Source organism: Streptomyces lienomycini, from assembly GCF_027947595.1.
Taxonomy (GTDB): Bacteria; Actinomycetota; Actinomycetes; order Streptomycetales; family Streptomycetaceae; genus Streptomyces; species Streptomyces lienomycini.
Genome location: NZ_CP116257.1, coordinates 3829944 through 3854223, shown reverse-complemented (window position 1 = coordinate 3854223; position 24280 = coordinate 3829944). Strand labels below are relative to the sequence as shown.

Genomic DNA, 24280 nt, shown 5'->3' with positions numbered 1-24280 from the left:
ACCATGGCAGCGCACAAGCTCCGCCCGCACCAGCGCGAAGCGGTGGACGCGGTGCTGCGAGCGCTCGATCTGCCTCCCCGGTCGACGGTCCCCGAGCGGGGTCTGCGGACACAGGCCGTCATGGCGACCGGAACCGGCAAGACCCTCGTCGCCGTGCGCGCCGCGGAGGAGCTGCGGGCCGGCCGGGTGCTGGTGCTCGTCCCCTCGCTCGACCTGCTCACCCAGACCGCGGCCGGGTGGCGTGCGGGCGGCCGCACCGGCCCCGTGATCGGAGTCTCGTCCCTGCGCGGCGAGGACGCGGCCTTCCCCAACACCACGGACGCGGGGGAACTGGTCGACTGGGTGCGGCCGTTCCGCAGGATCACCGTGTTCGCCACCTACGCCTCCCTCGGGCTGGGCACGCTGGAGCGCGCGCACCGGGCCGGCCTCCCTGGGTGGGACCTGATCGTGGTCGACGAGGCGCACCGGACGTCGGGACGGCTGGGCAAGCCCTGGGCGGTCGTCCACGACAACACCCGCATCCCGTCCCTGCGCCGCCTGTACATGACGGCCACCCCCCGCCTGTGGCAGCTGGGCGAGGACGCCGAGGGCGCACCGGGTGGGCTGGTCGCGTCCATGGAGGACGATCCGGACGGGCCGTTCGGCGCCCGCTGCCACACGCTGACGCTGTCGGAGGCGATCGACCGGGGGATCTGCGCGCCGTACCGGGTGGTGTGCGTGGACATCACCGACGCTCAGCTCCGGGCCAGGCAGCTCGCGGGTGCCGAGGACCGCTCGGACGAGGTGCGCGGGGCCCGGCTCGCCGCGCTGCAGACCGCCCTGGTGAAGGCGTCCTCGCAGGAGGGGTTCCGGCGCACGTTGGTCTTCCATCACGTCGTCAAGGAGGCCGAGGCGTTCGCGGCCGGTCTTCCCGGCGTCGCCGCGCGGCTGCACAGCGTTGATCCGGAGCTGTACCCGAGGACCGTCTGGGCCGACTGGCTGTGCGGCGAGCACCGGCCGGGCCACCGGCGGCGGGTTCTCGACGCGTTCGCGGCCGGGATCGCCACGGACGGCACCGCCATGGAGAAGGGCTTCCTGGGCTCGGTGAAGGTCCTGGGCGAGGGCGTCGACATCAGGAGCTGCGACTCCGTCTACTTCGCCGACGTACGCGGCTCCATGCCGGACCTCGTCCAGGCCGTCGGCCGGGCGCTGCGGGTGCGGCCCGGCGAGGGCAAAGTCGCCTCCCTGGTCGTGCCGGTTCTGCTCGGGCCCGGCGAGACGGCCGACAACATGCTCACCAGCCGCGCGTACGGCGGGTTGGCGAAGCTCCTGGAGGCGCTGCGGGCGCACGACGCCCGAGTCGTCGAGCAGCTCGCCGAACAGCAGGCGCGGAGCGACGTCCGGGGGGTGCAGAGCCGTAACGGGGTGGACGGTGAGGACGGCCGGGGCGACGGGCTGTCGGTGCCGGCACGGGAGTTGTTGAAGTTCTCCACTCCCCGTGATCCCAGGCAGCTGGCCGCGTTCATCAGCCTGCGCGTGCTGAACCCGGAGCACGCCCACTGGCGACGCGGCGTCGAGGCCGCCGGCCTCTACAGCCGGCTCCACGGTGACCTGAAGGTGCCGTTCACCTACCGCGTGCCCGCCGTCGGGGGCGGCCCGGCGGTCGAGACGGCGGAGGCCGGGGAGGCCGACGAGAGCGCTGCGTGGCCGGCCTCGCTCGCCGGCTTCCCGCTGGGGCAGTGGATCGCCGACGCCCGGCGTTTCCACGCCCGCGGCGGCATGGACGCGGACCGCGTCGAGCGGTTGGAGGCGTTCGGCATGGTCTGGTCCCACTTCGACGTCGCGTGGGAGGAGGGTCTCGCGGCGGCCCGTGGCTGGGCCGAGGCGAACGGGCACCTGCTCGCGCCACTGGACGCCACCCACCAGGGCCACCGGGTGGGTGTCTGGCTGAAGAACCAGCGGGCCGCCGCCCGCAGGACGCCGGAGGCCGGGCAGCTGCGGGCCGAGGGACTGCCGGTGCGGTCGGCGGCCGGGGGGCTGTCCGAGGAGCGGCGCGAGCGGCTGGCGGACATCGACCCCGCCTGGTGCCCGGCCTGGCCGGTGGAGTGGCAGCGCGCGTTCCACCTCGTCCGCGGGCACCTGGAGACCGGCGGGGCGCTGCCGGTGGAGCCGGGTGCGGTCGTGCGCCAGGGTGAGGATCTCGGCCGGTGGGTCCGGTCGGTCCAGCTCGGTTGGGACCGTCTCACCACCGTGCAGCAGTGGATGTGCGAACAGGTCCTCGGGATCGCGCCCGCCGCCGAGGACGAGAAGCCGGCCCCTCGTCGTACGCAGGCGGACAAGTGGGCGATGAACTACGAGGCCGCCCGGCAGTTCTTCGAGCGTGAGGGGCACCTTCGGGTGCCGAGGAAGCACGTGGAGCGGATCGCCGTCGGCGAGGGCCCGGAGGAGCGCGGGGTCAACCTGGGCGCGTGGATCGGCAACCAACGCTCGCGGGCCGCGGCGCTGTCCCCGGAGCGGATCGAGCGGCTCTCCGCCCTCGGCATGCGCTGGACGTAGGGTCGGGTGACGACATGGCCGGTCGGTGTCGACGCAGGCGCCGACATGGCGTACCCGGCCCAGAACTCTCGCTCGGTACGGGACGCGAGGTAGCGGGCGTGGGGGAAGGTGGGGACCCACTCGCCTTCGGCTTCCCGTGTGTTCCAGCCGTTCCTTGCCGTTGCCGACGCCGGTGTCGACCAGGACGCGCAGGCCGTCGAGGGTGAGGGCGAAGCTGTGGCTGTCGACGCGGAGGATGCCCTCGGCGTCGGCGAAGTGGGGGTGCGACCGGTCCTCGGCGGTCACGAGGCCGGGGGTGGCGCCGGGCAGCGGCCACGGTCCGGTCCCGGACGGCGGAGGAGTCTCGTCGACGCGGTGGACGGTGACGCCGCCCACGGTCCGGGAAGAAGGGGGGGCGGCGGCCGGAGCTGTCCCGAGAACCTCGCGGAAGCAGCTCCGACCGCGGCGCTATGCCCTCTCAGCCGTCGCCGAACAGCACCCACGTCGCGAGGAGTGCCACGAATCCGACCACCGCCAGCGCGGGAGCGCCGAGTATCGAGGCGACCACCCACCACCGGGTCCGCCCTCGCGGCGCCCTCGTCGCCACCTGCTCCTGCGTACTCTCCTGATGCCGTGTCACGCACTCGCCTCTCTGTTCGTCACCACCACGAGGGCCCGCCCGGCGGTCCGGCCCCGGCCCCTATTGTGGCCAGGTGCCGCGTCCTGCTACCGGCCGATCCCGTCCAGTTCCGCGAGGTCCCTCTCGGAGAGCGGAAGTCCCGCGCCTGCGACGTTCTCGCGCAGGTGGGCCACCGACGAGGTGCCGGGGATCAGGAGGATGTTCGGCGAGCGCCGCAGCAGCCAGGACAGGGCGACCGCCATCGGGCTCGCTTCCAGCCGGGAGGCCACGGCCGAGAGCGCGGTGGACTGGAGCGGAGTGAACCCGCCGAGCGGGAAGAAGGGGACGTAGGCGACTCCCTCGGCGGCCAGGTCGTCGATCAGTTCGTCGTCCTGGCGGTGCGCGAGGTTGTACATGTTCTGCACGCACACGATCGGCGCGATCGACTGCGCCTCCGCCACCTGTTCCGGCAGCACGTTGCTCACCCCGAGGTGCCGGATCAGGCCCTGGCGCTGGAGCTCGACGAGGGTCTCGAAAGGCTCGGCGAGAGACTCGGGCCGGGGTCCCTGAGCGTCGCCGAGCCGGAGGTTGACCACGTCGAGCACGTCGAGGCCGAGGTCCTCGAGGTTCTCGTGGACGGCACGGCGCAGGTCGTCGGGGCGCCGGGCGGGGGGCCACCCGCCCTGCTCGTCACGGACCGCGCCGACCTTGGTCACGATGCGCAGCGTTCCGGGACGGGGGTGCAGCGCCTCGCGGATCAGCCGGTTGGTGACCCGCGGCCCGTACGCGCCGGCGGTGTCGATGTGGTTGATGCCGAGAGCGGCGGCCTCGCGCAGGACGGCGAGCGCGCCGTCGTGGTCGGCGGGCGGGCCCATGACCCCGGGACCGGCGAGTTGCATGGCGCCGTAGCCGAAACGGGCGACGGTCATGTCGCCCAGGGTCCAGGTTCCGCCGGGCAGTGACGCGGGAGTTGTGTTCATGCCGTGGTGTCTTTCCTGCTGGGTCGAATCACAGAGGGTTGCTCGTCGTCTGGTCCGCCGTTCGCCGGGGGCCCCTTGTTCGCCGGGGTCGGCGGCGCGGACTCCGTTCCGCTCATGCCGTCGATGTTCGCCCGTCGGCCGGCGGCGCGGCCAATACCGATGCGGTGCCCTGTCATACCCGGCAGGTATCACCGAGTTACGCTCTGGCCATGGACACCTTGGAGATCCGCGAGCTGAGGTACTTCCTCGCCGTCGCCGAGGAGCTGCACTTCGGCCGTGCCGCCGAGCGCCTCGGCATCGCCCAGCCTCCGCTGTCCCGGGCGGTCCAGCAGCTGGAACGGCGCCTCGGTGTCCGCCTGTTGGACCGCGACCGCCGGAGCGTCTCGCTGACCGTCGCCGGGGAGATGCTGCTCCACGAGGGCCGCGCCGCCCTGGACGCGACCATCGCCGCCGCTCGTCGCACCCGGCGTGCCGGTGGTGCGGATCGGCCGGGTGGCCGCCGCGACCACCTGGTGCTGGCGGTGAAGGCCGGCGCGTCCCACGAACTGCTGCACAAGCTCCTCGACGCCTGTGCGGCCGAAACGGACGGCGCCGACGTCGAGGTGCTGCCGAGTGGCACCTGTGACCAGGAGGAGATGCTGCGCGACGGCCGTGCTGACGCGGCGCTGATGCACGCTCCGTTCAACTCCCTCGCCGGGTTCGACAGCGAGGAGCTGATGACCGAGGGGCAGATCGCCGTCCTGCCCGCCGGTCACCCCCTCGCCGCCCGCAGGACCCTCTCGGTGGCCGACATCGAGGACGTCCCCGGTCTTCCGCTCGCCCGCTGGGCCCGCCACGGCACGTACCCGCCCGGCCCGGGGCCGGAGATCCACGATCAGACCCAGTTGGCCCAGTTGATCGCCCTCGGCCGTACGGTGGCGGTCTACCCGGACTCGGCCCGTGCCTGGCTGTGGGCGGAGCACGCCGCCGTCCCCCTGACCGACGCGCCTCCCGTCGTCACCCACCTCGCCTGGCCGGCTCACAGCCGCTCCCCCGCGCTCGCCGGACTCGTCCGCACGGCGACCCGGCTGTGAGCGTCCCCGCCGGGGGGCGTTCCGGGGCGTCGCGGCACACCGCCCCGGCCGCGGGCCGGCCCACCGCTCAGTCGGTGCGGCTCACCGCTCGCGCCTCCGGGCCCGACGACAGCGTCGCCCCGCCGTGCGCTTCCCGACGTCCCTGCCGCCGTTCGACGACCACGGCGGTCAGGCAGAGAAGCGCCGCGAGGACGGAGAAAACGGGGAAGATCGCGGTGTCGCTCCACACGGTCGCGCCGAGGCCGACGAGCAGGGTCGGCGTGATGAGCGCGCCGTAGGCGAGCAGGTAGAACGCGGACATGACGGCTCCGCGGCGCTCGGCGGGGATGTGCGCGGTCAGGTGGCGCAGCGAGCCGCCGAAGGCGAGTCCGTACGCGCCGCCCTGGAGGGCGACGGTGACGGTGATGACGACGGCGTTGCCGGTGGCGAAGCCCGCCACGCCGGCCAGCATGAGGGCGGCGAGGGCCGTGTCGCCGACGAGCGCGACCGTGCGTGCGGGGTAGCGGCCGCCGATCACCTGCGCGACGGCCGCGGTGAGGGTGACGGCGGCGATGATCACGCCGCCGAAGAGCGGTCCGTCGATGTGCGCGGCACGGGAGGCGATCGCGGGCTCCAGCGAGAAGCAGACGCCGAGCACGGCCCAGGCGGCACCGGCTCCGATCACGGCGAAGGTGAAGCGTTGGCGGATCTCCTTGGGGACCTGCGGACGCGGGATGCCCAGGGGCGCGGCACCGACCGACGGGTGCGGCTCCCGCATCACCGCGAGGAGGACGAGCAGGGCGACGGCGACGAGTCCGTCGGCGAGGTAGGGCACGAGAAGGGGGTGGAATCCGGTCTGGGCCAGGGTCGCGGTGCCCAGCGCGGCTACGGCGATGCCCACGTTGAACGCGATGGCGGTGAACGTGCCGCTCCGCGCGGCCCGCTCCGGGCTCACGTCCAGCAGGGCGGCCCCGCCCACGACGACGATGGCGCCGATCCCCAGTCCGTTGAGCATCCGTGCCACGACGAGGTAACCCGGCCCCGCGGCGAAGGTGAAGACGGCGAGCCCGGCCAGGAGCAGCAGGACGGCGACGAGGAGCACGGGCCGACGGCCGTAACGGTCCGACAGGGGCCCGGAGACGAGGATCGCGATCACCGCCACGGCCCCGTACGCGGCGAAGACGACCGTGGTCAGGAAGGGCGGGTAGTCCCACTTCTCGGCGTACAGGGAGTAGAGCGGAGACGGAATGGCGGAGGTCGCCTGCCCCAGAATGAGGAGGGCGAGGAGTGTGGCGTAGCTCCATGGCTGTGGACGGCGGGCAGAGAGAGGGGACCGCACGAGGGCTCCTGGTAAGTTTGATGAAGGTCGTACTTCAGGGATGCTAGGGAGAAGTACGATGAGCGTCAAACTTGGAGTCGCGTCATGCCGTCCTGGGAGATCCCGTCGGACCAGTTGCCGCCCGTCGGCCACGTCCAGAAGCTGCTGCGTGCCCTCGCCGACCCCGTACGCCTGGAGATGGTCCGACGTCTGACGGTGCTCTCCCCCGCCGAAGCGGCCTGCTCGGACCTGTACGAGGGCCTGAGCAAGTCCACCGCGACCCACCATTTCAAGATCCTCGTGGAGGCGGGCATCCTCCATCCGGTCATGGTCGGCACCTCTCGCGGCCACCGGCTGCGCGGCGCCGACCTGGAGGATTCGGTGCCGGGCCTGCTGGAGTCGCTGACGGACGCCCTGGAGCGGGAAGGGCGCTCCGGCTGACGCGTGCTCGGCGAGGGCGGCCGGGGCGCGACCGCACCGCCCCGGCCCCGGTCGCGGCCCCGACCGCTCGTCGGGGCCTGTCCGTCCTCCGCTCCCGCGATCAGTCGGCGGGTTCGCCGAACCAGCGGGAGAGGTGGTCGTCAAGGTCGCTCTGGTCGTCGCCGATCCAGGCGACGTGGCCGTCGGGGCGCAGCAGGACGCAGGGAACGTCCAGTGCCGCGGTGGGGTCCGCGAGGTGGTCGACCCGGCCCGCCCAGCCGCCCACGGTCAGGTGTGCGGTGCGGTCGAGGAGCAGGCCGCGGCCGCGGTGCAGCAGTCCGTACAGGCGGCCCTGTGCCAGGTCGATGTCGGGCAGGCGGCGGCCGAGCAGGTCGGGGCCTTCGCCGAAGTCGTACCGGATGCCGATCGCGGTGATCTTCTCCGTGAGGCGGCGGTTCACCTCGTTGAGGTCCATCAGTTCGGTGAGCAGTCTGCGCACGGCTCGGGGGCCCGGCTCGGTCGAGTGCAGTTCCATCTGGGCGCGGGTGTTGTCCAGTACGTCCTCGGCGACCGGATGGCGTTCGGCATGGTAGGTGTCCAGCAGGGATTCCGGCGCCCAGCCGCGGATCCGCGCGGCCAGCTTCCAGCCGAGGTTGAACGCGTCCTGGACACCCAGGTTGAGGCCCTGTCCGCCGGTGGGCGGATGGATGTGTGCCGCGTCGCCGGCCAACAGCACCCGTCCGACCCGGTACCGTTCCGCGAGCCGGGTGGCGTCCCCGAAGCGGGACAGCCAGCGTGGGGAGTGCACGCCGAAATCGGTTCCGGCCAGGGCGCGCAGTTGTTTCCTGAAGTCGTCGAGGGTGGGCGGTTCCGCGCGGTCACCGACTCCGGCGGCGGGGACCACGACGCGGTACGCCCCCGCGCCGAAGGGCCTGAGTTGGATTCTCCTGGCGGCCGCGCCGACTTCGGCCAGCTTGGCGGCGATCTCCTCGTGCTCCACGCCCACGTGCATCTCGCCCATCAGCGTCTCGGTGCGCGCGGGTTCGCCGGGGAAGCCGACGCCGAGCAGTTCGCGCACCGTGCTGTGTCCGCCGTCGCAGCCGACGAGGTAGCGCGTACGCAGCCGTTCGCCGTCGGCCAGCTCGACGGTCACCCCCTCGTCGTCCTGTTCGAGACCGGCCACGGCGCAACCACGCCGGATCCGCGCGCCCAGTTGGGCCGCGTGTTCTTCCAGCAGGCGGACGACGACCGGCTGCTGGATGCCCAGCAGGTAGGCGTGCGCGGAGTCCAGGCCCTGGGGAACGGGTGCGGCGATGGCGGCGAAGAGCCCACCCGCGGGGCGCTGCCTTCCGTGTTCGCGCAGGCGGTCCAGCAGTCCGCGCATCGCCATCAGTTCGAGGCTGCGCATGTGCAGGGCGACGATGCGGACGAAGGACGCGGGCTCGGTGTCCTTCTCCAGGACGAGTACCCGCACACCGTGCAGCCGCAGTTCGGCGGCCAGCGTCGCGCCGGTGGGTCCGCACCCGGCGACGATCACGTCGAAGGCGGGTGTGCGGTCGGCGGCGGGGCCCTGCGACCGTCGGGGGGTGTCGCCCGCGAGGGCGTGGTGCTCGGCCGTGTCCTGCGACGACGGCTCGGCGATGGGCTGCGAGGAGTCCATGGGTGTGGCCTTCCGGGAGTGCCTTGGATGGAGGCGCTCCCGGCGAGACCTACGTCAGTCGCCGACCGTGACGGAAAGGGGGAGCACCCACGTCGATACTGCGTTCACGGGTCTCACCTCCTCGGGCGGCGTCACGATCTTCCACCGCAAGCTACAAGCCCGCGCGTCACCCCGTCCACCGCGTTTCGTCGGCGGGCAGCCGGGCCCACTCGTCGAGGGCGCGGGCGAAGACGGGTTCGGCCTCGTCGTGGGTCTGCAGCCAGACCGCACGCAGGCCCGCTTCGGTCCTGGCCAGGCGCAGGAGGGCGCCGACGTCGGGGCCGGGAAGGGCGGCGTCGGTGGCCCACAGGTGGTCGAAGGCGTCCGGCAGGGGACGGTCGGGGTCCCAGTGCCTCGGGGTTTCGGCGATCGCGTCGACGCCCGTCGACAGCAACGGCCGTACACGGCTCTCCCCGGTGGCGAAGTAGCACCGGACGGTCCGTGCCGACACCCCGACCGCCTGTCCGACTGCTCGCCGACGGCGTCACGGCGTTCTTCCGCGGCCTCTGTCCGGCCTCTCCCCGGGCCTCATGCCCGGGCGCGTGAGCGGGCGGACCGGTGGCCGGCCTCAGCCGATCCGGACGCTCGTGCCCGGGGCCAGCCGGTGGTAGCGGGCCGGAACCCCGGGGCCCCGCTCACCGAGGAAGCCCTCGACCATCGCGGTGCCGACGTCGTTGAGGGCGCCGTCGTGCACGGCGTAGGCGTCGTGGGGGGCGACCTCGCGCACGTAGTCGATCAGGTTTCCGACGGTGGACCAGGGGGCGTGTACGGGCAGCAGCAGTGTGCCGACCGGGCCGTCGGGGACGGTCAGGGCGTCGCCGGGGTGGAAGAGGGTTCCGTCCACCTGGAATCCGATGTTGGAGATGCGCGGGACGTCCGGGTGGATGACCGCGTGCCAGGTCCCGTGGACCCGGACGTCGAAGCCCGCGACGGTGAAGTCGTCCCCGTCCCCGACGGCGGCGACCCGTGTCCCGAGACCGTCCAGTCGCTTCGCGACCGAGGAGTTGGTCCAGATCCGAAGACCCGGGCTCGCCGCGGCCGCCCGGCGCAGCACCTCCTCCGAGAAGTGGTCGAAGTGCTCGTGCGTGACGAGTACGGCGTCGGCGCCCTCCAGCGCCCCCGGATCGCTCAGACCGCCGGGGTCGATGACCAGGCGACGCCCGTCCTTCTCCAGCCGCACACACGCATGACCGAACTTGGTGAGTTCCATGAACGACACGTCCTTCCGACTCCACTCGAAGCCTGCCTGAAATCTGTTTGTACAACTTAACTGTACAACTCGACTCCGTGAGCCCGGATAGGATGCCCCCATGGACGAAGACGCGCTGGCCGAGGAACTGCGGCACTCGCTCGGTGAGCTGGTCCGGGCGGTACGAACGGTGGACACCATGCCTCCCGGCGAGGCCGCCGTCCTCGGATTCCTCGACCGCGGCGGCCCGCTGACCACGGCCGACGTCGCCCGCCTGCGCGGGGTCACCCACCAGTCGGCGGCCAAGTCGGTCAAGGACCTCACCGCGGAGGGCCTGGTCCGCGGTGAACAGCACCCCGAGGACGGCCGCAAACTCCTGCTGCACCTCACCGACGCCGGTCGCGCCCGCCTCCAGCGCGAACGCACCGGCCGCGCGGGCGTGCTCGGCGCGGCCATCCGCGAGACCTTCGACGCCGAGGAGAAGCGGCGGCTGAGCGAGTCCGTCACCCTGCTGGCCCGCCTGACGGCACGCCTCACCCGGGGCTGACCCGGCCGACCGGTCCCGGCCCGCCGCCGGGTCCGTGTAGCGCGCGTCGTGCCGGGTAAGCGGAGCTACCGGATCATTTGATTCCGCTTCTGTATCTGTCGTCGTGTGAAGCTGGAGAGAGACCGTGAACAAGCCGATGCGACACCTCAGGATCACCGGCATGGTCGCCGCGGCCGTCGGAGGCGCCCTTCTGGTCGGCGGCGGCCCCGCGATGGCGGCCTCCCCTCAGCAGCCCGGCGGGCACACCGACCGGCCCGCCACCGTGACGACCTCCGCACCGCAGGCGCACAGCCCCGCCTCGCACCGGCGCGTCGACCCGTGGGTCCTGGACCAGCTGCGGCAGTTCGACCCCGCCGCCGCTCAGCGGCTCGCGGTGTACGACCCCTGGGTCAAGGACCAGCTGACGCAGTTCGCCGCGCAGGGGCACTGAGCCGGGGGCGGACGGTGCCGTGCCGCAGGCCCGGGTGCGCGACGCTTGATCCCTGCCCGGCCGACCGGCCGTGTCAGGGCGTGGGGATGGCGGCGCCGGTGGGGTCGTCCGGTCCCGGAGTGCCGGGCACGGGTCCCAGGGATTCGCCCTCCCACAGCAGTGTTCGCCATCCCCCCTCGGGCGAACCCGTGAGGACGACGATCCCGGTGTTCGCCAGGGCGTGCTGCGCGGCATGGGCGACGTCCACATTGTCGGCCCGCGCCGCCACCCACATGCGGATCGCGGCACCGTGGCTGATCATCGCCACCGTCTGCGCACCGCTGCCGTGCGCCTCGGCGACAACGGCGTCGAACCGCCCGAGTGCCTCCTCGCCGTTCTCACCCCCGGGCATGCGGAGCCGCACGTCCCCTGCGGACCAGGCGAAAGCGGTGTGCAGGTAGGTGTGGGCCGCCTCGTCGTCGCCGCGCATCTCCAGATCGCCCGCGGTCAGCTCCCGGATCCCGGCCCGGATCCGGACCTCCAGCCCGGTCGCGGCGGCCAACGGTGCGGCGGTCAGCTGGGTGCGTACGAGCGTCGACGCGTACAGCGCGTCGATCTTCTCCGACTCCAGTGCGGCGGGCAGGGCCGCTGCCTGCTCCTGGCCGAGGGCGGTCAGTCCGGGGCCGGGCTCCGCCGTGTCCAGGAGGTGCTTGAGGTTGGACGGAGTCTGGCCGTGCCGGATGAGCAGGAGACGCATACGAAGGGGCCCTTCTCGGGGACAACGGGGCATCTCCACTCTGCCACGCTCCGTCGCCGCCCACCGGTTCCGTCCGGGGTTCGGGCCCGAGGCACGGCGGCCCCGGGCCCTGGTGCCGGACGGGTGGCGTCACGTGATGACGACGGTCCGGTCCGCGACGATGCGTTCTCGGCCGGCGCCCGATCGTTCGCCGCCTTTGCTCACCCGGACACGCCCGCGGTCAGGTGGTCGCCCGCGATGCCGGACTTCTCGGGCCGGTAGTAGTCCCGGATGCCGTCCGCCCAGGTGGCCACGCCGATACGGTCGGCCTCGTCCGGCCCGAAGGCGTCGAACAGCGCCCCGATGTTGCGTCGCTCGAAGCCGATGGCGATCATCAGCGCGACGAACTCGGGGCGGGCGACGAGCCCGTCGCCTTCCGGGTCGCCCATCGCGGCGAGTGCCTCGGCGAACTCGTCCACGGCGGCGTCGAAGCGCTGCGGGTTGAGGACGACGGAGGCGAACTCCTCGGGGCTGATCCGTCCGTCGCCGTTGGCGTCCAGTTCGGTCAGGAGCGTGTCCCCGTACCGGCGGAACGATGCGGCGAGCCGCTCCTTGACGGCGTCGCCGGCCGACGGCACGGCCGCCACGACGCGGTCGCTCATCAGGGCGAAGTCCGCGGACTCCAGGTAGCCGTTGCCATCGGCGTCGAACAGGGTGAAGACCAACTGGACGCGGTCCGTCGCCTCTTTGGTGGGCGTCATGGGGCACCTCGAACTTTCCGGGTGGAGTACTGCCGTCGGAGCACGCCGGGCTCATGACCGGCGCCGAGCCCACTATCGGCCCGTTTCCGCGGTTCCGGGCGGAAAGCCGAGCCCGTCCACACGAACGGACGGAATCCGCGCGACCGCGCATGAAGTACCGCCCTCCTGGAAACCGCCACTTCCGGTCAGGGCCAGACCGTGGCCTGTGTCCGGAACGTCTCGGCGTCGCTCTCCACCGGCAGGACGCACAGCACGTGACCTCCGGGGGCCCGCAGCACGCGGCACTCCTGCCAGTGCGCGATCTCCTGAGCGCCCAGGGCGGTCAAGCGGGCCGTCTCCGCCGCCACGTTGTCGGTCTCGAAGTCCAGGTGCGTGCGAGGGGCGTCGTCGACCGCCTGGACGGCGGTGATCAGACCCGGAAGTGCTCCGTGGAGCGTGGTGAAGTGCGGTGCCGGCGGGAAGGGGGCGGCGGTGGCTCCCAGGGCTGCCGCCCAGAACTCCGCCGCCCGGGCGGCTGTCGACTCGGGGACATCGATGATCACGGCGTACACGCGGCTTCGGTGCATGGCAGATTGTCCCTCTCGACGACGTCGCCCTCAACAGCGGCTCGAGATCCGATGTCCCACCGGCTTCCGCTGTGAGCGGTCGTCAGTCCCGCAACCCGTAGAAGCGGATCGGTGAGTTCGGGCGGAGTCCGATGCGCGGGTACACGGGTGCCCCGGCCTCCGTGGCGTGCAGGGTGGCGCGGGTCAGACCCGTGGCCCGCGCGCCCTCGTGCAGCGCCTTCCTCGTGACGGCTTCGCCGTAGCCCCGGCGCTGCCACTCGGGGGCGGTGGCGACGAGCGCGACGAAGAGACGGCCGTCGGCCGGCACCGCCGCGGCACACGTCACCGGGACGCCCTCACGCAGCCCGAGGTACGCGTACGCCTCCTGTCTCCAGAGTGCGGATCCGGCGAGCCCGTCGCGGCCTTCGTCGAGGCCGAAGCCGTAGGCGCGTGAGTTGAGGTCGGCGTAGGCGGTCAGCTCGTCGTCCGACCTGACGCGCGCGAAGGTCAGGTCGGGGTGGACGGGACGCGGCAGGGGCAGTACGTTCCCGGCCATACCGGTGCCGGGGAAGGCGAGTTGGAGGCCCGCTCGCCCGGCCGCGTCGTCCAGGGCCGATCGCGCCCCGGCGTCCAGGAGGTCCTCGAAGAGCCAGAGGAAGCCGGGATGCCGCTTGGCGCGCATGATGTCCGCGGCCTGCGCCAGACGCCGCTCCACGAGCGGCGCTTCGGCCTTGACGTCGGTCAGCGTGACGCAGTTCCAGAAGGCGAACCGGCAGTCCGCCCAGCGGACGGCGATGCCCGGAAGGTCACGTACGTCTGCCCCCGGATCACGGTCGAGGACCACGGCCCGCCAGACCGTGGCGAGCTGCTCCATCGATTCCACCGAGTCCGCCGGATCCTTCACCGAAACTCCTCGAACAGTCGCCTGCGCGGAATGCTGTCGCAGGGTTGAACGAGGGGAGGGGGCGGAAGGTTCACGCGTCTGCGCGCCGCCGGTGGGCGGCGCGCAGACGCACCGTGATGTGCGAGGTGTCAGCGGCGGTGACCGGTCAGGCCCAGCAGCCGTTCACCGTCGCGGCGAGGCCGTCCATGGCGTCCTTGATGTCGCTCGGATCGGCCGTCGAGTTGTTCTCGATGAAGGAGAAGATCCTCCAGTCGCCGTCCTCGGTCTGTGTGACACCGCTGAGGGCGATGGCACCGGTGAGGGTGCCGGTCTTCGCGTGCACCTTGCCGACGGCGCACTCGGAGTTGGGGTCGTCGAAGCGTCCCCACTCCGGGCCGAGGCTGGCACCGGCCTCACCAGCGATCGGCAGCCCCTCCAGGATGGAGCCCAGGGCGGGGGACTCGGTGATCGCGTCGAGGAGCTGGGCGAGCGTCGCGGCCGGGATACGGTCGGCACGGGAGAGGCCGCTGCCGTCGTACATCTCGAAGTTGTCGAGGGAGATCCCGTACGAGCTCAGCACCTGGCGGACGAGTGCGGTGCCGCCTTCGAAGGTGGCCGGCTTCCCCAGCTCTGCGGCGGACATCCGCAGCAGGGTCTCGGCGATGTTGTTGTCGCTCGTCTTGAGCATCTGCTTGACGATGTCCGACAGCGGCGCCGACTTGTGCTGCGCCACCGGTACGTCGGACTGCTTCGTCGTCGCGCGGCTGACGTCGCCGTCGACGGCGATGCCCTGCGCGGCGAGCTTCTCGGCGAAGACGTTGCCGGCGTTGATCGACGTGTCGTCGACCGCGGCGCCGTCGACGACGAGTGAGCGGACCGGCGTCACCTCGGTGGGGTAGTAGCCCTCGTTCCAGCCCTTGGCGAGACCGGGTTCGGCGAAGAGGCTGTCGTCCACCCGGACCTTGACGTCGGTCCGGCCCGCCGCCTTGAGCCCGTCGGCGGCGGTCTTGGCCAGCTCGGCCACGTCGTCGCTGGTGAGGGTGCGGTCACCGCCGCCGACGAGGGTCAGGGTGCCCTCGCCGTACACGACCTTCGTGGTGAACTCGTGGTTCGCGCCCAGCAGCGTCAGCGCGGTGGTCGCCGTGGCGAGCTTGGCGTTCGAGGCCGGCATGAGGGCGGTGGAGCCGTTGTGGTCCCACAGGGCGGTGTCCGAGTCGGCGTCGAGGACCACGCCGCTGACGTCGGAGCCCAGGCGCTCGTCGGCGAGGCGCTCGTTCAGGTTCTTGACCAACTGCGCGTCGTCGGCCGCGAGGTCGTCGACCGAGATGCCCTGGGGCTTCGCGGCGCTGTCGTCGGCGGCGAACGCCGAGGTGCCGGCCAGCGTGGCGGAGGCCACCGGCACGGCCATCGCGAGCACGACGGCTCGTCGCGCACCGATGCGGCTCACTCTTGCCTTGCGGTGCCGACGGCGTCCGCCCGGGGCGAAGGTGTTCGTGGGGGTTTCGTCTGGCGTACCAGTCATAAAGTGGATTCCAAGGATCGGGTACTTCGTTCTGTGGGGGTGGAACGGCGGGCACGTTACCAGCCGTCATGTGAGTGACTGGGACGAACAATGACCGGGTGTGAATATCTCGCGGCTGTTTATGACCGTCTCGTGAGGGCGTTGCCTGGATGGCCCTTCGCACAGGGACTTTCGAGGCTTTCGAATGCCTTCCCACAAGGGTCGCTTCGGTGCCGTACGGGCAGGCGGACTGCCCTTTCACGCACGTGGCGGGAACCGCGGAGTAGCCGCGACGCCTCGCCCGCTGTCCCGCCACCGGATCGGTGGCGGTACAGCGGGCGAGGGACGGGTCAGACGCGGACGCCGAACTGGAAGGAGCCGATGGTGCTCATCGACTCGTAGCGCACCGAGGTGCCGGGGTACGGAGCGTGGAGCACCTGACCGTTGCCCGCGTAGAGGCCCACGTGGCCGAGGCTGTTGAAGAAGACGAGATCGCCGGGCGCCAGCTGGCTCCTGCCTATCTTGGTGCCGTCGTTCTGCTGGGTGTAGGTCGTCCGGGTGAGCTGGACGCCGGCCTGGGCGTAGGCCCACTGGGTCAGGCCCGAGCAGTCGTAGGAACTGGGGCCGGTGCCGCCGGAGACGTAGGGCTTGCCGATCTGGGTGGCCGCCGCGGCCAGGGCGGCGGAGCCTCGCTGGGACGCGGGGGCCTCGTTGCCGAGCTCGACGCGGTCACTGGCCGAACGGCTGGCCCGCTGATCCTTCTCGGCGAGTTCCTGGCGCTCCTGCGCCGTCAGCGTGTTGAGCAGCTTCTGCGCCTGCGCGAGCTTGCCTTGGACCTTCTCCTTCTTGTCCTTCAGCTCGGTGCGGGTGTCCGCGAGGTCGGTGAGCTTGCCGGAGGCCTCCTCGCGCTGCTGCGCGAGGGTGCGCTGCTTCTGCTGGATCGTCTTCAGCGTCTCGACCTGCTGGCCGCTGAGCTGGTCCAGGGCGGAGGCCTTGTCGAGGTAGTTGTCCGGGTCGGAGGAGAGGAAAAGCTGCAGGGAGGGATCGATGCCGCCGGAGCGGTACTGGGCACTGGCGAGCGAACCGAGGCTGTCACGCAGTGCGTTGAGGTCGGCCTGGCCACGGGCGACCTCGTCCTGGAGGTCGTCGATCTGACCCTCGAGCTTCTCCTGCTTCTCCTTGGCCCCGTTGTACTTGTCGGTGGCCCTCTCCGCCTCCTCGTAGAGCTTGTCGACCTTGGACTTGACCTCGTCCTTGCTCGGCTTGGGGGCGGCCTGGGCCGCCTGGGACGTCAACGCCACGGCTGCGGCGGCGGTCGCGGTGATCACGGTCACACGGGCACGGCCGGGCTGCTTGGGCCGACGGTGAGAGGCCACGTGGGCAGTCCTCTTCTCCTCCAGCCGCCTGCCGGTCACGACGGGCGGTGCGCCTCCACCGTCACCCCCTGCGGGTGATCCCCGAGTGGGGTGCCAGGCAGACCCTAGTGACCATCTTGTGATCGGCTCAAATCCTGATCAGACAAAAGCTGCACAGTATGCGCACATTGACGAATCAACTGGATCGCGCCAAAGGCACACTGACCGGTCGTCACGGCGACGGCCTGCTCCCGGAGGGGTGTTCGGCGCAGCTCGGGGCGGCTGCCGGCTGCACCGGGATGCGCACCGGGTGGGGGGCCGGCTGGAGGGAGGGCAGGGTCAGGTGCCACCAGTCGGAGAGGCGGCCGGTGAGGGCGTGCGGCCCCTCGAGCGCCTCGGTGAGGGCGCAGAAGCCGAAGAAGGCGCGGACCAGGGTGCGGGCGGTGGGAGCCGGGCGGATGTGGGCGGCCAGGTGACCGCTGCTCCGGGCCTGGGCGAGCAGTCGCGTCGCGGCGGCCGTCCAGAGGACGAAGGGGTCGGGGATGTGCACGTTGATGGTGCCGCGTTCGGCCCACAGACGCGCGCCCGCGCGGGTCAGGGGGTCCTCGGACAGGGCGCGGGCGATCTCGTAGCTCAGCGAGACGAGGCGCTCGAGGGGCGGCACGGTTCGGTCGTCGTACCGTGTGGCGAGGCCGGGCCAGGTGGCGAAACCGTCCCGGACGACGGCGAGGGCGATGCCCTCCTTGCTGGTGTAGTGGAAGTAGACGGAGCCGCTGGTCCGTCCGGACCGGGCGCTTATGTCGTTGACGCTGGTCCCCACGTATCCGTGCTGGGCGAAGAGGCAGGCTGCCGCCTCGAGAAGTGATCTGCGGGTTGCTCTGGCCCGTTCCTGCAAGTTCTCGTGCACCTCGGCTCGGGGTGGAATGGACGACGGACAATGTAATGCGCCCGCGTACGCCTGGAGCAATCAGACGTCAACTGCGCGCGGTCATTGAACATTTCTTTCGAATATGCACGCGCGCGAGTGGCTTGTGGCCGTTCTGGGCACCGCTCCCGGCCGATCGGCGCTCGGCGCCGTCACTCAGGACCGGGCGACAAGGGCCTCACGCCGGGGCCCAACTCGTGTTACCGGCAGTTGCAGTGACGGAGCATCAGCTCCGTCCGGCGATTGCCTCTCGCCGGCCGTTACACCCTGAACGCTCAGCGGTCGAGCACTCGAAGTAGTGATTGCGCCGCGTTTCGGATCAGAAATAACGTAGCGGTCGCAATGTTTTCCTTTTGCGGCTGATACCCCGAATTGCGAATCGTCCTGGCCGGTGGAACCGGCGAGGGCAGCGGTGGCGGTCCTCATGTCCGTCAGGGGAGGCCGCATCACCTCACTCCGCGATTCCGCGACCCGCGTGATCGCCCGCCCCCCAGGAGGCCACCGTCATGCCTATGTCAGGTTTTCTGCCGAACTGGTCACCCGAGGCCGTCGTGTTCGACTGCGACGGGACCCTGATGGACACCGAACGTCATTGGCAGGAGGCTCGCGGCAGGTCCTTCCGTGACTTCGGACTGCTGCCTCCGCCGGGGTTCGCCGAACGGGCCCAGGGGGTGCACTACGTCGACTGCGGACGCCTCATGGCCGAGGAGACGAACAAGCCGGACCTGGCCGCGGACCTCGCATCGGCCCTGCTCGGGCACTTCCTGGCCCTCGTCGCGGAAGACCCGGTGACGATGCCGGGCGCCTCCGAGTTCGTACGCCTGTGCTCGCGCCGGCTCCCCCTGGCCGTGGCCAGCAACTGCCCCCTGGAGGTCGTGGACGAGAGTCTCGGCCGCGCCGGACTGCGCCGGTACTTCCGGCACGTCGTCGTACCCACGGAGTCACCTGGAGAGCCCGCCGGGGCCGAACCGGCGACGGACGGCGAGCAGGAGCCGGTGGTCCGGCCGAAGCCGTGGCCGGACGTCTACAGCACGGCCGCACGCCTGTGCGGAGTCCCGCCGCAGGCCGCCCTCGCCGTCGAGGACTCCCTCACGGGGGTCGAGTCGGCCCGGCGCGCGGGCCTGCGGGTGCTCGGTGTGGGGCCGCTGCCCCACCACGGCGACAGTGGCCGGGCGGACACCTGGATCACCGGGCTGGACTCCGAGGAGGTGCTGTCATGGGCGCGGGAACGGATGCCGTCCTAGGCACCGGGCGCGACACCGGCCCAGGAGGGCCACAGAGCCGGGCAGGGGTCGTAGCGGTCCTCGCCGGCCCGGCCGTACGACCGTGGTAGGCAGCCCTCCCCCGACGGGGCGGCCGGTGCGGTCCACGCACCGGCCGTCCGACTCACTGCGGCCGGCCGCAGAAGCCGTCGCGCGGCGGGGTGCGTCACTTCTTGAGCGCGACGCCGCAGAAGGAGACGTCGGCCGTGGACTCCTCGGCCTGCTGCGCGTCCGGGCGCCAGGAAGCCGTGGACACGATCCCGGGCTCCACCGGGTCCAGCCCGGCGAAGAAGGCGGCGATCTCCTGCGGTGACCGCAGGTGGTAGGTGTTGGCCGACTGCCCGTTGTACGCCTCGACCGCCCTGTTGAGCGCCTCGTTGCCGTTCGTGCCGTCGCTCAGGGCCAGGTAGCTGCCCGGAGGCAGCCCCGCGAGCAGCGTGTTCACCAGTTCGGCGGGGCGCTCGGCGTCGGAGATCTGGCCCATGATGCCCAGCATGGTCAGCGCGACGGGGCGGTCGAAGTCCAGGGTCTTGGCCGCTTCGGCCAGAATCCGTTCCGGGTCGCGGACGTCGGCGTCGATGTAGGCACAGGCGCCCTCGTCACTGCTGGTGAGCAGGGCCTGGGCGTGGACGAGGACGAGGGGGTCGTTGTCCACGTACACGATGCGGCTCTCCGGCGCGATGCGCTGGGCCAGCTCGTGGGTGTTGTCGGCGGTGGGCAGCCCGGTGCCGATGTCGAGGAACTGGCGGATGCCGGCCTCACCGGCCAGGTGACGGACCGCGCGCGCGAGAAATCGTCGTTGCAGGCGGGCGACGGCGGCGAACTCCGGGAACGTCGTCAGGATGACGTCGCCGGCCTCGCTGTCGACGGGGTAGTTGTCCTTGCCTCCCAGCAGGTAGTTCCAGACACGGGCGGAGTGCGGGCGGTCGGTCTGCAGCCTCGCCCTGACTTCTTCTCGCGGATGACTCATGGGCAAAGCTTCACACAGAGCTGCACGTTCGTGGGTCAACTACTGCGAACCTTCCGGCTGGTGGCCTCGCCGGACGGCCGAGGAGCCCCCGACGCGGCGACGGAGCCGGGCCGTGCACCACGCCCGTACCCCTCGGTGCGGCCGGGTGACGTGCCTCGGCGGGGGCCCGGTCAGGAAGTGGCGGCCTTGCGCTCCGCCTCGCTCAGGGGCGGCCCTTGCAGGCGCGGCTTCCTCGGGCCGAAGAGCATCGGCACGACCATGTCGGGCGAGAACAGCCGGGCAGGGGATCTCTCCAGGCTCATCACGTCCAGCAGGGCGCCCAGGGCGCGGGGGTTGGCGGCACCGGTCTCGACGGCACGGTCGACGTACCGGGCGAGGAGCCGTTCCGCCCCGGTGAGCGGGGTGTCGGTCGCGCCGGGGTAGAGGGCGTCCTGCCCCACCGCCAGGTCCCAGGCCGCGCTCACCGGACGGGCGGCGGCGCGCTGGAGGCGTCGTGCGGTACCGGGCGCGGTCAGCTCCGTGGTCCGCAGGACGGTGCGCAGGGCGAGCGCGCACTGTGCGGCGACGGTGAGGCCGTGACCGTACACGGGGTTGTAGCTCGCCGTCGCGTCACCGAGGACGACGAGGCCGTCGGGCCAGTGCCCGGCCTTCTCGTAGTAGCGGCGGTGGTTGGCGGTGGAACGCGTGGTGACGACATCACCGAGTGGTTCGGCGTCCTTGAGGAGCTCACCGATGACGGGGTCGCCCAGGCCGAGTGCGAATTCCATGAAGGCCCGGGGGTCGTTGCCGGGTTCGCCGTTGCGGGTGCCGGAGAGGGTGACGATCCACTGGTCGTTCTCCACGGGCAGGATGATGCCGCCCCGGCCGGGCGGCTTGGCCGGGTTGGCCTGCACGTTCACCAGGGGGAAGGCGATGTCGGCGGCGGAGCGGGGGGCGCGGAAGATCCGGGTGGCGTAGGTGACGCCGGCGTCCACCTGTCGTTCGGCGGCTCGGGGCAGGCCCATCTCCTCGAGCCAGCGGGGGGTGCGTGAGCCGCGGCCGGAGGCGTCGACGACCAGGTCGGCCGGCAGTGTCGTTTCCTCGTCGCCGCCGCGGACGCGGACCGCGCGAACACGCCTGCCGACCCGCTCCAGTCCCAGCGCGGTGGTGTTCTCCCGCACGGTGATGCGCTTGTCCGCGAGCACGTGTTCCCGCAGGACGGCGTCCAGCAGGTTGCGGGAGCAGACGAGATTGCGGTGGTGGGTGGACAGGAAGCGTCTGAACCAGACCTCGTTGGGTGCCCGGGAGACCATGTCGCCCATGATGTGCGCGAGCCGTCCGCCACGGGCGACGACCTCGTCGACGCTGCCGGGGAGCAGGTCGTCGAGGGCGCGCACGCCTCCGCTCCAGACGAGGTGCGCGTGCCTGGCCTGCGGTATGCCGCGGCGGGCCGTCGGGCCGTCGGGCAGGAGGTCGCGCTCGACGACGACGACGTCGGCGAACTCGGTGAGCGCGGCGGCGGCGAACAGGCCGGTCGCGCCGGCCCCGATGACGACGGCGGTGGGCCGACTGGTGCTAGGAGGCATCTGTGTTGACGCTTTCTGTGCTGGTCGCTCGTCGGCGGATGCTGTCGATGTGGCGGGGGTGGCGCAGGGCCTGCGAGATCGCGTCGATGTGGTCGCTGAGGTCGGCGCCCCACTGCTGCGTGTCGGAGCCGGCCCGGGCGGGCCTGTCGACGCGGTGGGCGTCGATGGCGGCGCGGACGGTGACGGCGCCGGCGACGCCCCGTGCGGTGTCCTCGCCGAGGCCGTCCGGTACGAGGTTCCGCGCTCGCCGGAAGAGGTCCTGGTCCAGGTGGGGGGCCAGGATGCGCAGGGCGTCGTGGATCCTCTGCTGGCGCTGCACCAGGCGCAGGCCGAGCGGCATCCGACGGCCCGACGAGGGAGGGACCGGGGAGGGCACGACGTCGCGGACGGCCCACCACAGAGGACGCAGTTGCCGGTACTCACGCCGCTCGCGCGCCCGGTTCTGCAGCGAGGGCCCGACCTGGGGCACGATGAACCCGACGGCGACGAAGGCCGCTTCGAGGAGAGCGAAGGGCGGCGCGGCCCGGGTGCTGAGGACGTCCCAGTCGTGCCCCGACCACCGGGCGCCGAGCGCGGCCAGCTTCGCCGCGTCGAACACGAGCCCCGAGGCGAAGCCGGTCTGCAGGCAGACGACGCCCCACTTCAGCCACCGGTTGCCGATCTCGGGGAACCACTTCCACAGCATGTAGGTGGCGACCAGGGACGACACCATGTGCGCCGACAGGTACAGCAGGATGTGCTCGCGCATCCAGGGGGTGCCGGCGTAGTAGGTGTCGAGGTCGTAGATCCGCGGCTCGGGTACGTGGGCGAGCAGGAACGTGGCCCACAGGGCGACCACGATCCCGGCGTAGATCCAGTAGACGTTCCGCATCCGGCGCCGGCGCCGCGGGGACGGTTCCTCCCGCCAGCGCATGATCATGGTCAGTCCGGTGGCGCAGAACGCGGTGAGGAAGCTGTACGCCCAGGGCGAGGCGATGTTCGGCACTCCGGTCAGCCTGTTGAGACGGTCGATGTTGACCGGGGTGATGACCACGAGTACGGCCGTGGCGAAGGTCAGCAGGAGCGCGGTCGCGCGGACGTCGGGGTCGCGCCAGGCTCTCGCCAGGGTGGGGAACTTGAGGACGAGGGCGAGCAGCAGCAGTGCGGTGGGGACCGCGTAGGGGATGTGGAGGTGCGGGCTCACAGGATGTGTCCACCGCGATGGAGGAGGGAGAGGTTGATGCGTCCTTCGACGGTCGCGGCACTGACCGGCCCCCGCGCGTAGCGGCCCTTGGTCCAGGGGCGCACCTCGCGGCCGAAGAGCAACCCGAAGGTCTCCGCGTCCACTTCGTGCTGCGAGGCCGACTCCGCGCGTGCCGCCACGGTGAGGACGGCGTCGGGCGGCACTTCCCGCAGGGCGAGGATCTGTTCGACGGCCCGGCGGACGGCTTCGGGGTGCTGCTCGGCGGTGAGAGTGCGGGCGGCTCCGTGCAGCCCGGCTATGTGATGCCCCCTGTCCTCCTCTTCCTCGTGCCAGAGTTCGTGGCCGAGTATGACCAGTTGGGCCAGGGGGGCGGTGTCCTCCTCGACCACGATGACGGACCGGTTCCCCAGGTCCAGGCGTGCCCCCGACACGTCCACGTCGGCCAGGTCCTTGGGGAACCTGCTGAACCGGAGGTCGACGGGGCGTCCTTTGCGCACGCTCATGGCCCGGCAGAACGCCTCCATGACGTCCCGCGGGTCGGCGGGCCGGCTGAGCGTCCTCGATGCCTCTTCGCCCAGGGCGCTCAGCAGTGACCTCATGGCTCTGGAGCTCATCGCCCGTCGTCTCCCCCCTGAGGCAGCACCGACCTCAGTACTCCCTCCAGGAAGAGGGGCTCCCCACCCTCCACGCGGAAGAACCCCGCCGAGCGGTGCGGGAGTTCCTCGTTCGGCACCTTCTTGCCGTCGCGGGCGGCGCGGGCCCGCACGCCGGAGGCTCCGGTGTGCGCGGCGGCCCCGGCGGCGAGGGTGTGCACGGTTCTGCCGCGGCGTCGCGGGCACGAGTCGCCGAGGGCCTTCCGGAGCGTCCGGCCCGGCGAGGTGTGCGACTCCAACGATCTGCTCCCTGGACCGAGGCGCGTCGGCTGCGTGTGCGTGGCAGCGTACGCAGATCTCCCCCGGGTGACAACGATCGTTTATCGGCCATCGGCGATCGTCGACCTGCGCGGAGCGGCCGGCACGGTCAGCCGGTCGTGTCCGGTGTCAGCCCTTCAGGGCGACCAGGACGCAACTGTCCCCGACCTGCCACACGGGTGTGACGTGGCGGAACCCCGCGCGATGGAGCAGTTCGGTGTGGGCGTCCACGGAGAGGTGCCGGTTGCCGCCGCCCGAGGACGAGCGGCTTCTCTCGCGCTGCTCGAACAGGCCGGTCAGCTCCGGGTCGGCGGCCGCGGCCCGCCACCACGACTCCCAGTCCTCGTCCGCGTGCCCGTGTGCGCCGGTCCGCTCGGCCCGGCGGCGCCCCACGTGGGCGGTCAGGTCCGAGCAGGGCGAGTCGTCCGGAGGGAAGTGGTCCCCGTTGACCAGCGCGCCGCCGGGACGGAGGAGGTCGGCGAGGCCCCGGTAGGTGCGCAGCAGAACGGCCGCGGGAAGGTAGTGCAGGGCGGTGGTCGAGACGGCGGCGTCCACGGTGCGGTCCAGCTCCAGCGCGTCCGTCCAGCCGTCCTCGCCGATCACCGCGTCCACGTACCGGGCGGAGTCCGAGTGGTGGGTACGTCCGAGCTCCAGCAGTACGGGGTCCATGTCGACGGCGACGATCTCCGCCCGCGGCAGGCGCCGGGCGAGCCGGACGGACAGGGAGCCGGGGCCGCAGCCCAGGTCGAGCAGGAGCGGCCGGTCGCGTCCGGCGCAGAGGTGCTCCGTGACGTCCGCGATCACCGCGAACCGCTCCTCACGGTCCACGGCGTAACGCTGCTGCTGCCGCTCCCAGCGCTCCACCCACATGCTGCCCGTTCCCATACTCACGCCCATCCGGCCGTGTCACCTCGTCCGTCTCTCACCCGTCGTGAC

The 24280-nt window shown here is 71.8% G+C and carries 25 protein-coding genes and 1 pseudogene; 6 read left to right on the top strand and 20 right to left on the bottom strand.

The genetic code is table 11. From position 1 onward, the window contains the following. The first annotated feature begins 3 nt into the window (after positions 1-3). Positions 4-2535 carry a DEAD/DEAH box helicase gene (locus BJ961_RS17345; protein WP_271413745.1) on the top strand — a complete coding sequence of 844 codons (2532 nt, stop codon included), beginning with the start codon at positions 4-6 and terminating at the stop codon, positions 2533-2535. A gap of 44 nt (positions 2536-2579) precedes the next feature. On the opposite strand, the pseudogene BJ961_RS17340 reads toward BJ961_RS17345, so the two are convergent. From BJ961_RS17340 to BJ961_RS17330, 3 genes and pseudogenes are all read right to left on the bottom strand, one after another. Further along, a pseudogene (locus BJ961_RS17340) lies at positions 2580-2910 on the bottom strand (MBL fold metallo-hydrolase); the annotation flags it as partial. A gap of 82 nt (positions 2911-2992) precedes the next feature. Beyond that, positions 2993-3154, bottom strand: a complete 162-nt coding sequence (locus BJ961_RS17335; protein WP_271413744.1) for a hypothetical protein — start codon at positions 3152-3154, stop codon at positions 2993-2995. An 86-nt stretch (positions 3155-3240) separates the two neighbouring features. Continuing rightward, positions 3241-4113 carry an aldo/keto reductase family oxidoreductase gene (locus BJ961_RS17330; protein WP_271413743.1) on the bottom strand — a complete coding sequence of 291 codons (873 nt, stop codon included), beginning with the start codon at positions 4111-4113 and terminating at the stop codon, positions 3241-3243. Between the two features lie 209 nt (positions 4114-4322). Here BJ961_RS17330 and BJ961_RS17325 point away from each other — a divergent pair, with 209 nt between their 5' ends. Next, positions 4323-5186 carry a LysR family transcriptional regulator gene (locus BJ961_RS17325; protein ID WP_271413742.1) on the top strand — a complete coding sequence of 288 codons (864 nt, stop codon included), beginning with the start codon at positions 4323-4325 and terminating at the stop codon, positions 5184-5186. 67 nt (positions 5187-5253) lie between these two features. Here the strand turns inward: BJ961_RS17325 and BJ961_RS17320 are convergent, their stop codons facing one another. After that, positions 5254-6504 (bottom strand): MFS transporter, encoded by a 1251-nt coding sequence (locus BJ961_RS17320; protein WP_271413741.1) that lies wholly within the window; start codon positions 6502-6504, stop codon positions 5254-5256. Positions 6505-6588: 84 nt separating this feature from the next. Here BJ961_RS17320 and BJ961_RS17315 point away from each other — a divergent pair, with 84 nt between their 5' ends. Next, positions 6589-6924, top strand: coding sequence for an ArsR/SmtB family transcription factor (locus BJ961_RS17315; protein WP_271413740.1), 336 nt, complete (start codon positions 6589-6591; stop codon positions 6922-6924). A gap of 100 nt (positions 6925-7024) precedes the next feature. On the opposite strand, the gene rox is transcribed toward BJ961_RS17315, so the two are convergent. The 3 genes from rox to BJ961_RS17300 all read right to left on the bottom strand — a co-directional run bounded on the left by rox (position 7025) and on the right by BJ961_RS17300 (position 9812). After that, entirely contained in the window at positions 7025-8563 is a 1539-nt protein-coding gene (rox, locus tag BJ961_RS17310; protein WP_271413739.1) for a rifampin monooxygenase, read from the bottom strand. A 166-nt stretch (positions 8564-8729) separates the two neighbouring features. Next, positions 8730-9053 (bottom strand): hypothetical protein, encoded by a 324-nt coding sequence (locus tag BJ961_RS17305; protein WP_271413738.1) that lies wholly within the window; start codon positions 9051-9053, stop codon positions 8730-8732. A 117-nt stretch (positions 9054-9170) separates the two neighbouring features. After that, positions 9171-9812 (bottom strand): MBL fold metallo-hydrolase, encoded by a 642-nt coding sequence (locus BJ961_RS17300; protein WP_271413737.1) that lies wholly within the window; start codon positions 9810-9812, stop codon positions 9171-9173. Positions 9813-9912: 100 nt separating this feature from the next. Here BJ961_RS17300 and BJ961_RS17295 point away from each other — a divergent pair, with 100 nt between their 5' ends. Both BJ961_RS17295 and BJ961_RS17290 read left to right on the top strand, forming a co-directional pair. Beyond that, positions 9913-10338, top strand: a complete 426-nt coding sequence (locus BJ961_RS17295) for a MarR family winged helix-turn-helix transcriptional regulator (protein ID WP_271413736.1) — start codon at positions 9913-9915, stop codon at positions 10336-10338. Between the two features lie 124 nt (positions 10339-10462). After that, the gene (locus BJ961_RS17290; RefSeq protein WP_271413735.1) at positions 10463-10768 is read left to right on the top strand and encodes a hypothetical protein; all 306 of its coding nucleotides are present in this window, start codon (positions 10463-10465) and stop codon (positions 10766-10768) included. A 73-nt stretch (positions 10769-10841) separates the two neighbouring features. Here BJ961_RS17290 and BJ961_RS17285 read toward each other — a convergent pair whose 3' ends face one another. From BJ961_RS17285 to BJ961_RS17255, 7 genes are all read right to left on the bottom strand, one after another. After that, entirely contained in the window at positions 10842-11504 is a 663-nt protein-coding gene (locus tag BJ961_RS17285; protein ID WP_271413734.1) for a histidine phosphatase family protein, read from the bottom strand. Between the two features lie 200 nt (positions 11505-11704). Further along, a complete protein-coding gene (locus tag BJ961_RS17280; protein WP_271413733.1) occupies positions 11705-12244 on the bottom strand; it encodes an EF-hand domain-containing protein in 540 nt (179 codons plus the stop codon). Positions 12245-12429: 185 nt separating this feature from the next. Continuing rightward, positions 12430-12810 (bottom strand): VOC family protein, encoded by a 381-nt coding sequence (locus BJ961_RS17275; protein ID WP_271413732.1) that lies wholly within the window; start codon positions 12808-12810, stop codon positions 12430-12432. A gap of 82 nt (positions 12811-12892) precedes the next feature. Then, a complete protein-coding gene (locus BJ961_RS17270; protein WP_381161098.1) occupies positions 12893-13663 on the bottom strand; it encodes a GNAT family N-acetyltransferase in 771 nt (256 codons plus the stop codon). A gap of 175 nt (positions 13664-13838) precedes the next feature. Beyond that, complete coding sequence (dacB, locus tag BJ961_RS17265; protein WP_271413730.1) at positions 13839-15194, bottom strand: D-alanyl-D-alanine carboxypeptidase/D-alanyl-D-alanine endopeptidase; 1356 nt, start codon at positions 15192-15194, stop codon at positions 13839-13841. 329 nt (positions 15195-15523) lie between these two features. After that, entirely contained in the window at positions 15524-16549 is a 1026-nt protein-coding gene (locus BJ961_RS17260) for a C40 family peptidase (protein ID WP_271413729.1), read from the bottom strand. Positions 16550-16760: 211 nt separating this feature from the next. Then, entirely contained in the window at positions 16761-17435 is a 675-nt protein-coding gene (locus tag BJ961_RS17255; protein ID WP_271413728.1) for a ScbR family autoregulator-binding transcription factor, read from the bottom strand. 524 nt (positions 17436-17959) lie between these two features. On the opposite strand from BJ961_RS17255, the gene BJ961_RS17250 reads away from it, so the two are divergent. Next, the gene (locus tag BJ961_RS17250; RefSeq protein WP_381156074.1) at positions 17960-18697 is read left to right on the top strand and encodes an HAD family hydrolase; all 738 of its coding nucleotides are present in this window, start codon (positions 17960-17962) and stop codon (positions 18695-18697) included. A 184-nt stretch (positions 18698-18881) separates the two neighbouring features. Here BJ961_RS17250 and BJ961_RS17245 read toward each other — a convergent pair whose 3' ends face one another. The 6 genes from BJ961_RS17245 to BJ961_RS17220 all read right to left on the bottom strand — a co-directional run bounded on the left by BJ961_RS17245 (position 18882) and on the right by BJ961_RS17220 (position 24241). Beyond that, positions 18882-19685: an SAM-dependent methyltransferase gene (locus BJ961_RS17245; RefSeq protein WP_271413726.1), complete on the bottom strand. Its 804-nt coding sequence runs from the start codon at positions 19683-19685 to the stop codon at positions 18882-18884. A 170-nt stretch (positions 19686-19855) separates the two neighbouring features. Further along, a complete protein-coding gene (locus tag BJ961_RS17240; protein ID WP_271413725.1) occupies positions 19856-21250 on the bottom strand; it encodes an FAD-dependent oxidoreductase in 1395 nt (464 codons plus the stop codon). Next, positions 21240-22433: an MAB_1171c family putative transporter gene (locus BJ961_RS17235; protein ID WP_271413724.1), complete on the bottom strand. Its 1194-nt coding sequence runs from the start codon at positions 22431-22433 to the stop codon at positions 21240-21242. Before BJ961_RS17235 ends, BJ961_RS17240 begins: the two co-directional genes overlap by 11 nt. Then, the gene (locus tag BJ961_RS17230) at positions 22430-23047 is read right to left on the bottom strand and encodes a toxin (protein WP_271413723.1); all 618 of its coding nucleotides are present in this window, start codon (positions 23045-23047) and stop codon (positions 22430-22432) included. The genes BJ961_RS17235 and BJ961_RS17230 overlap by 4 nt, the downstream gene beginning before the upstream one ends. Further along, positions 23044-23325: a hypothetical protein gene (locus BJ961_RS17225; RefSeq protein WP_271413722.1), complete on the bottom strand. Its 282-nt coding sequence runs from the start codon at positions 23323-23325 to the stop codon at positions 23044-23046. Before BJ961_RS17225 ends, BJ961_RS17230 begins: the two co-directional genes overlap by 4 nt. 148 nt (positions 23326-23473) lie before the next feature. Then, positions 23474-24241: a class I SAM-dependent methyltransferase gene (locus BJ961_RS17220; RefSeq protein WP_271413721.1), complete on the bottom strand. Its 768-nt coding sequence runs from the start codon at positions 24239-24241 to the stop codon at positions 23474-23476. Between the last annotated feature and the right edge of the window lie 39 nt (positions 24242-24280).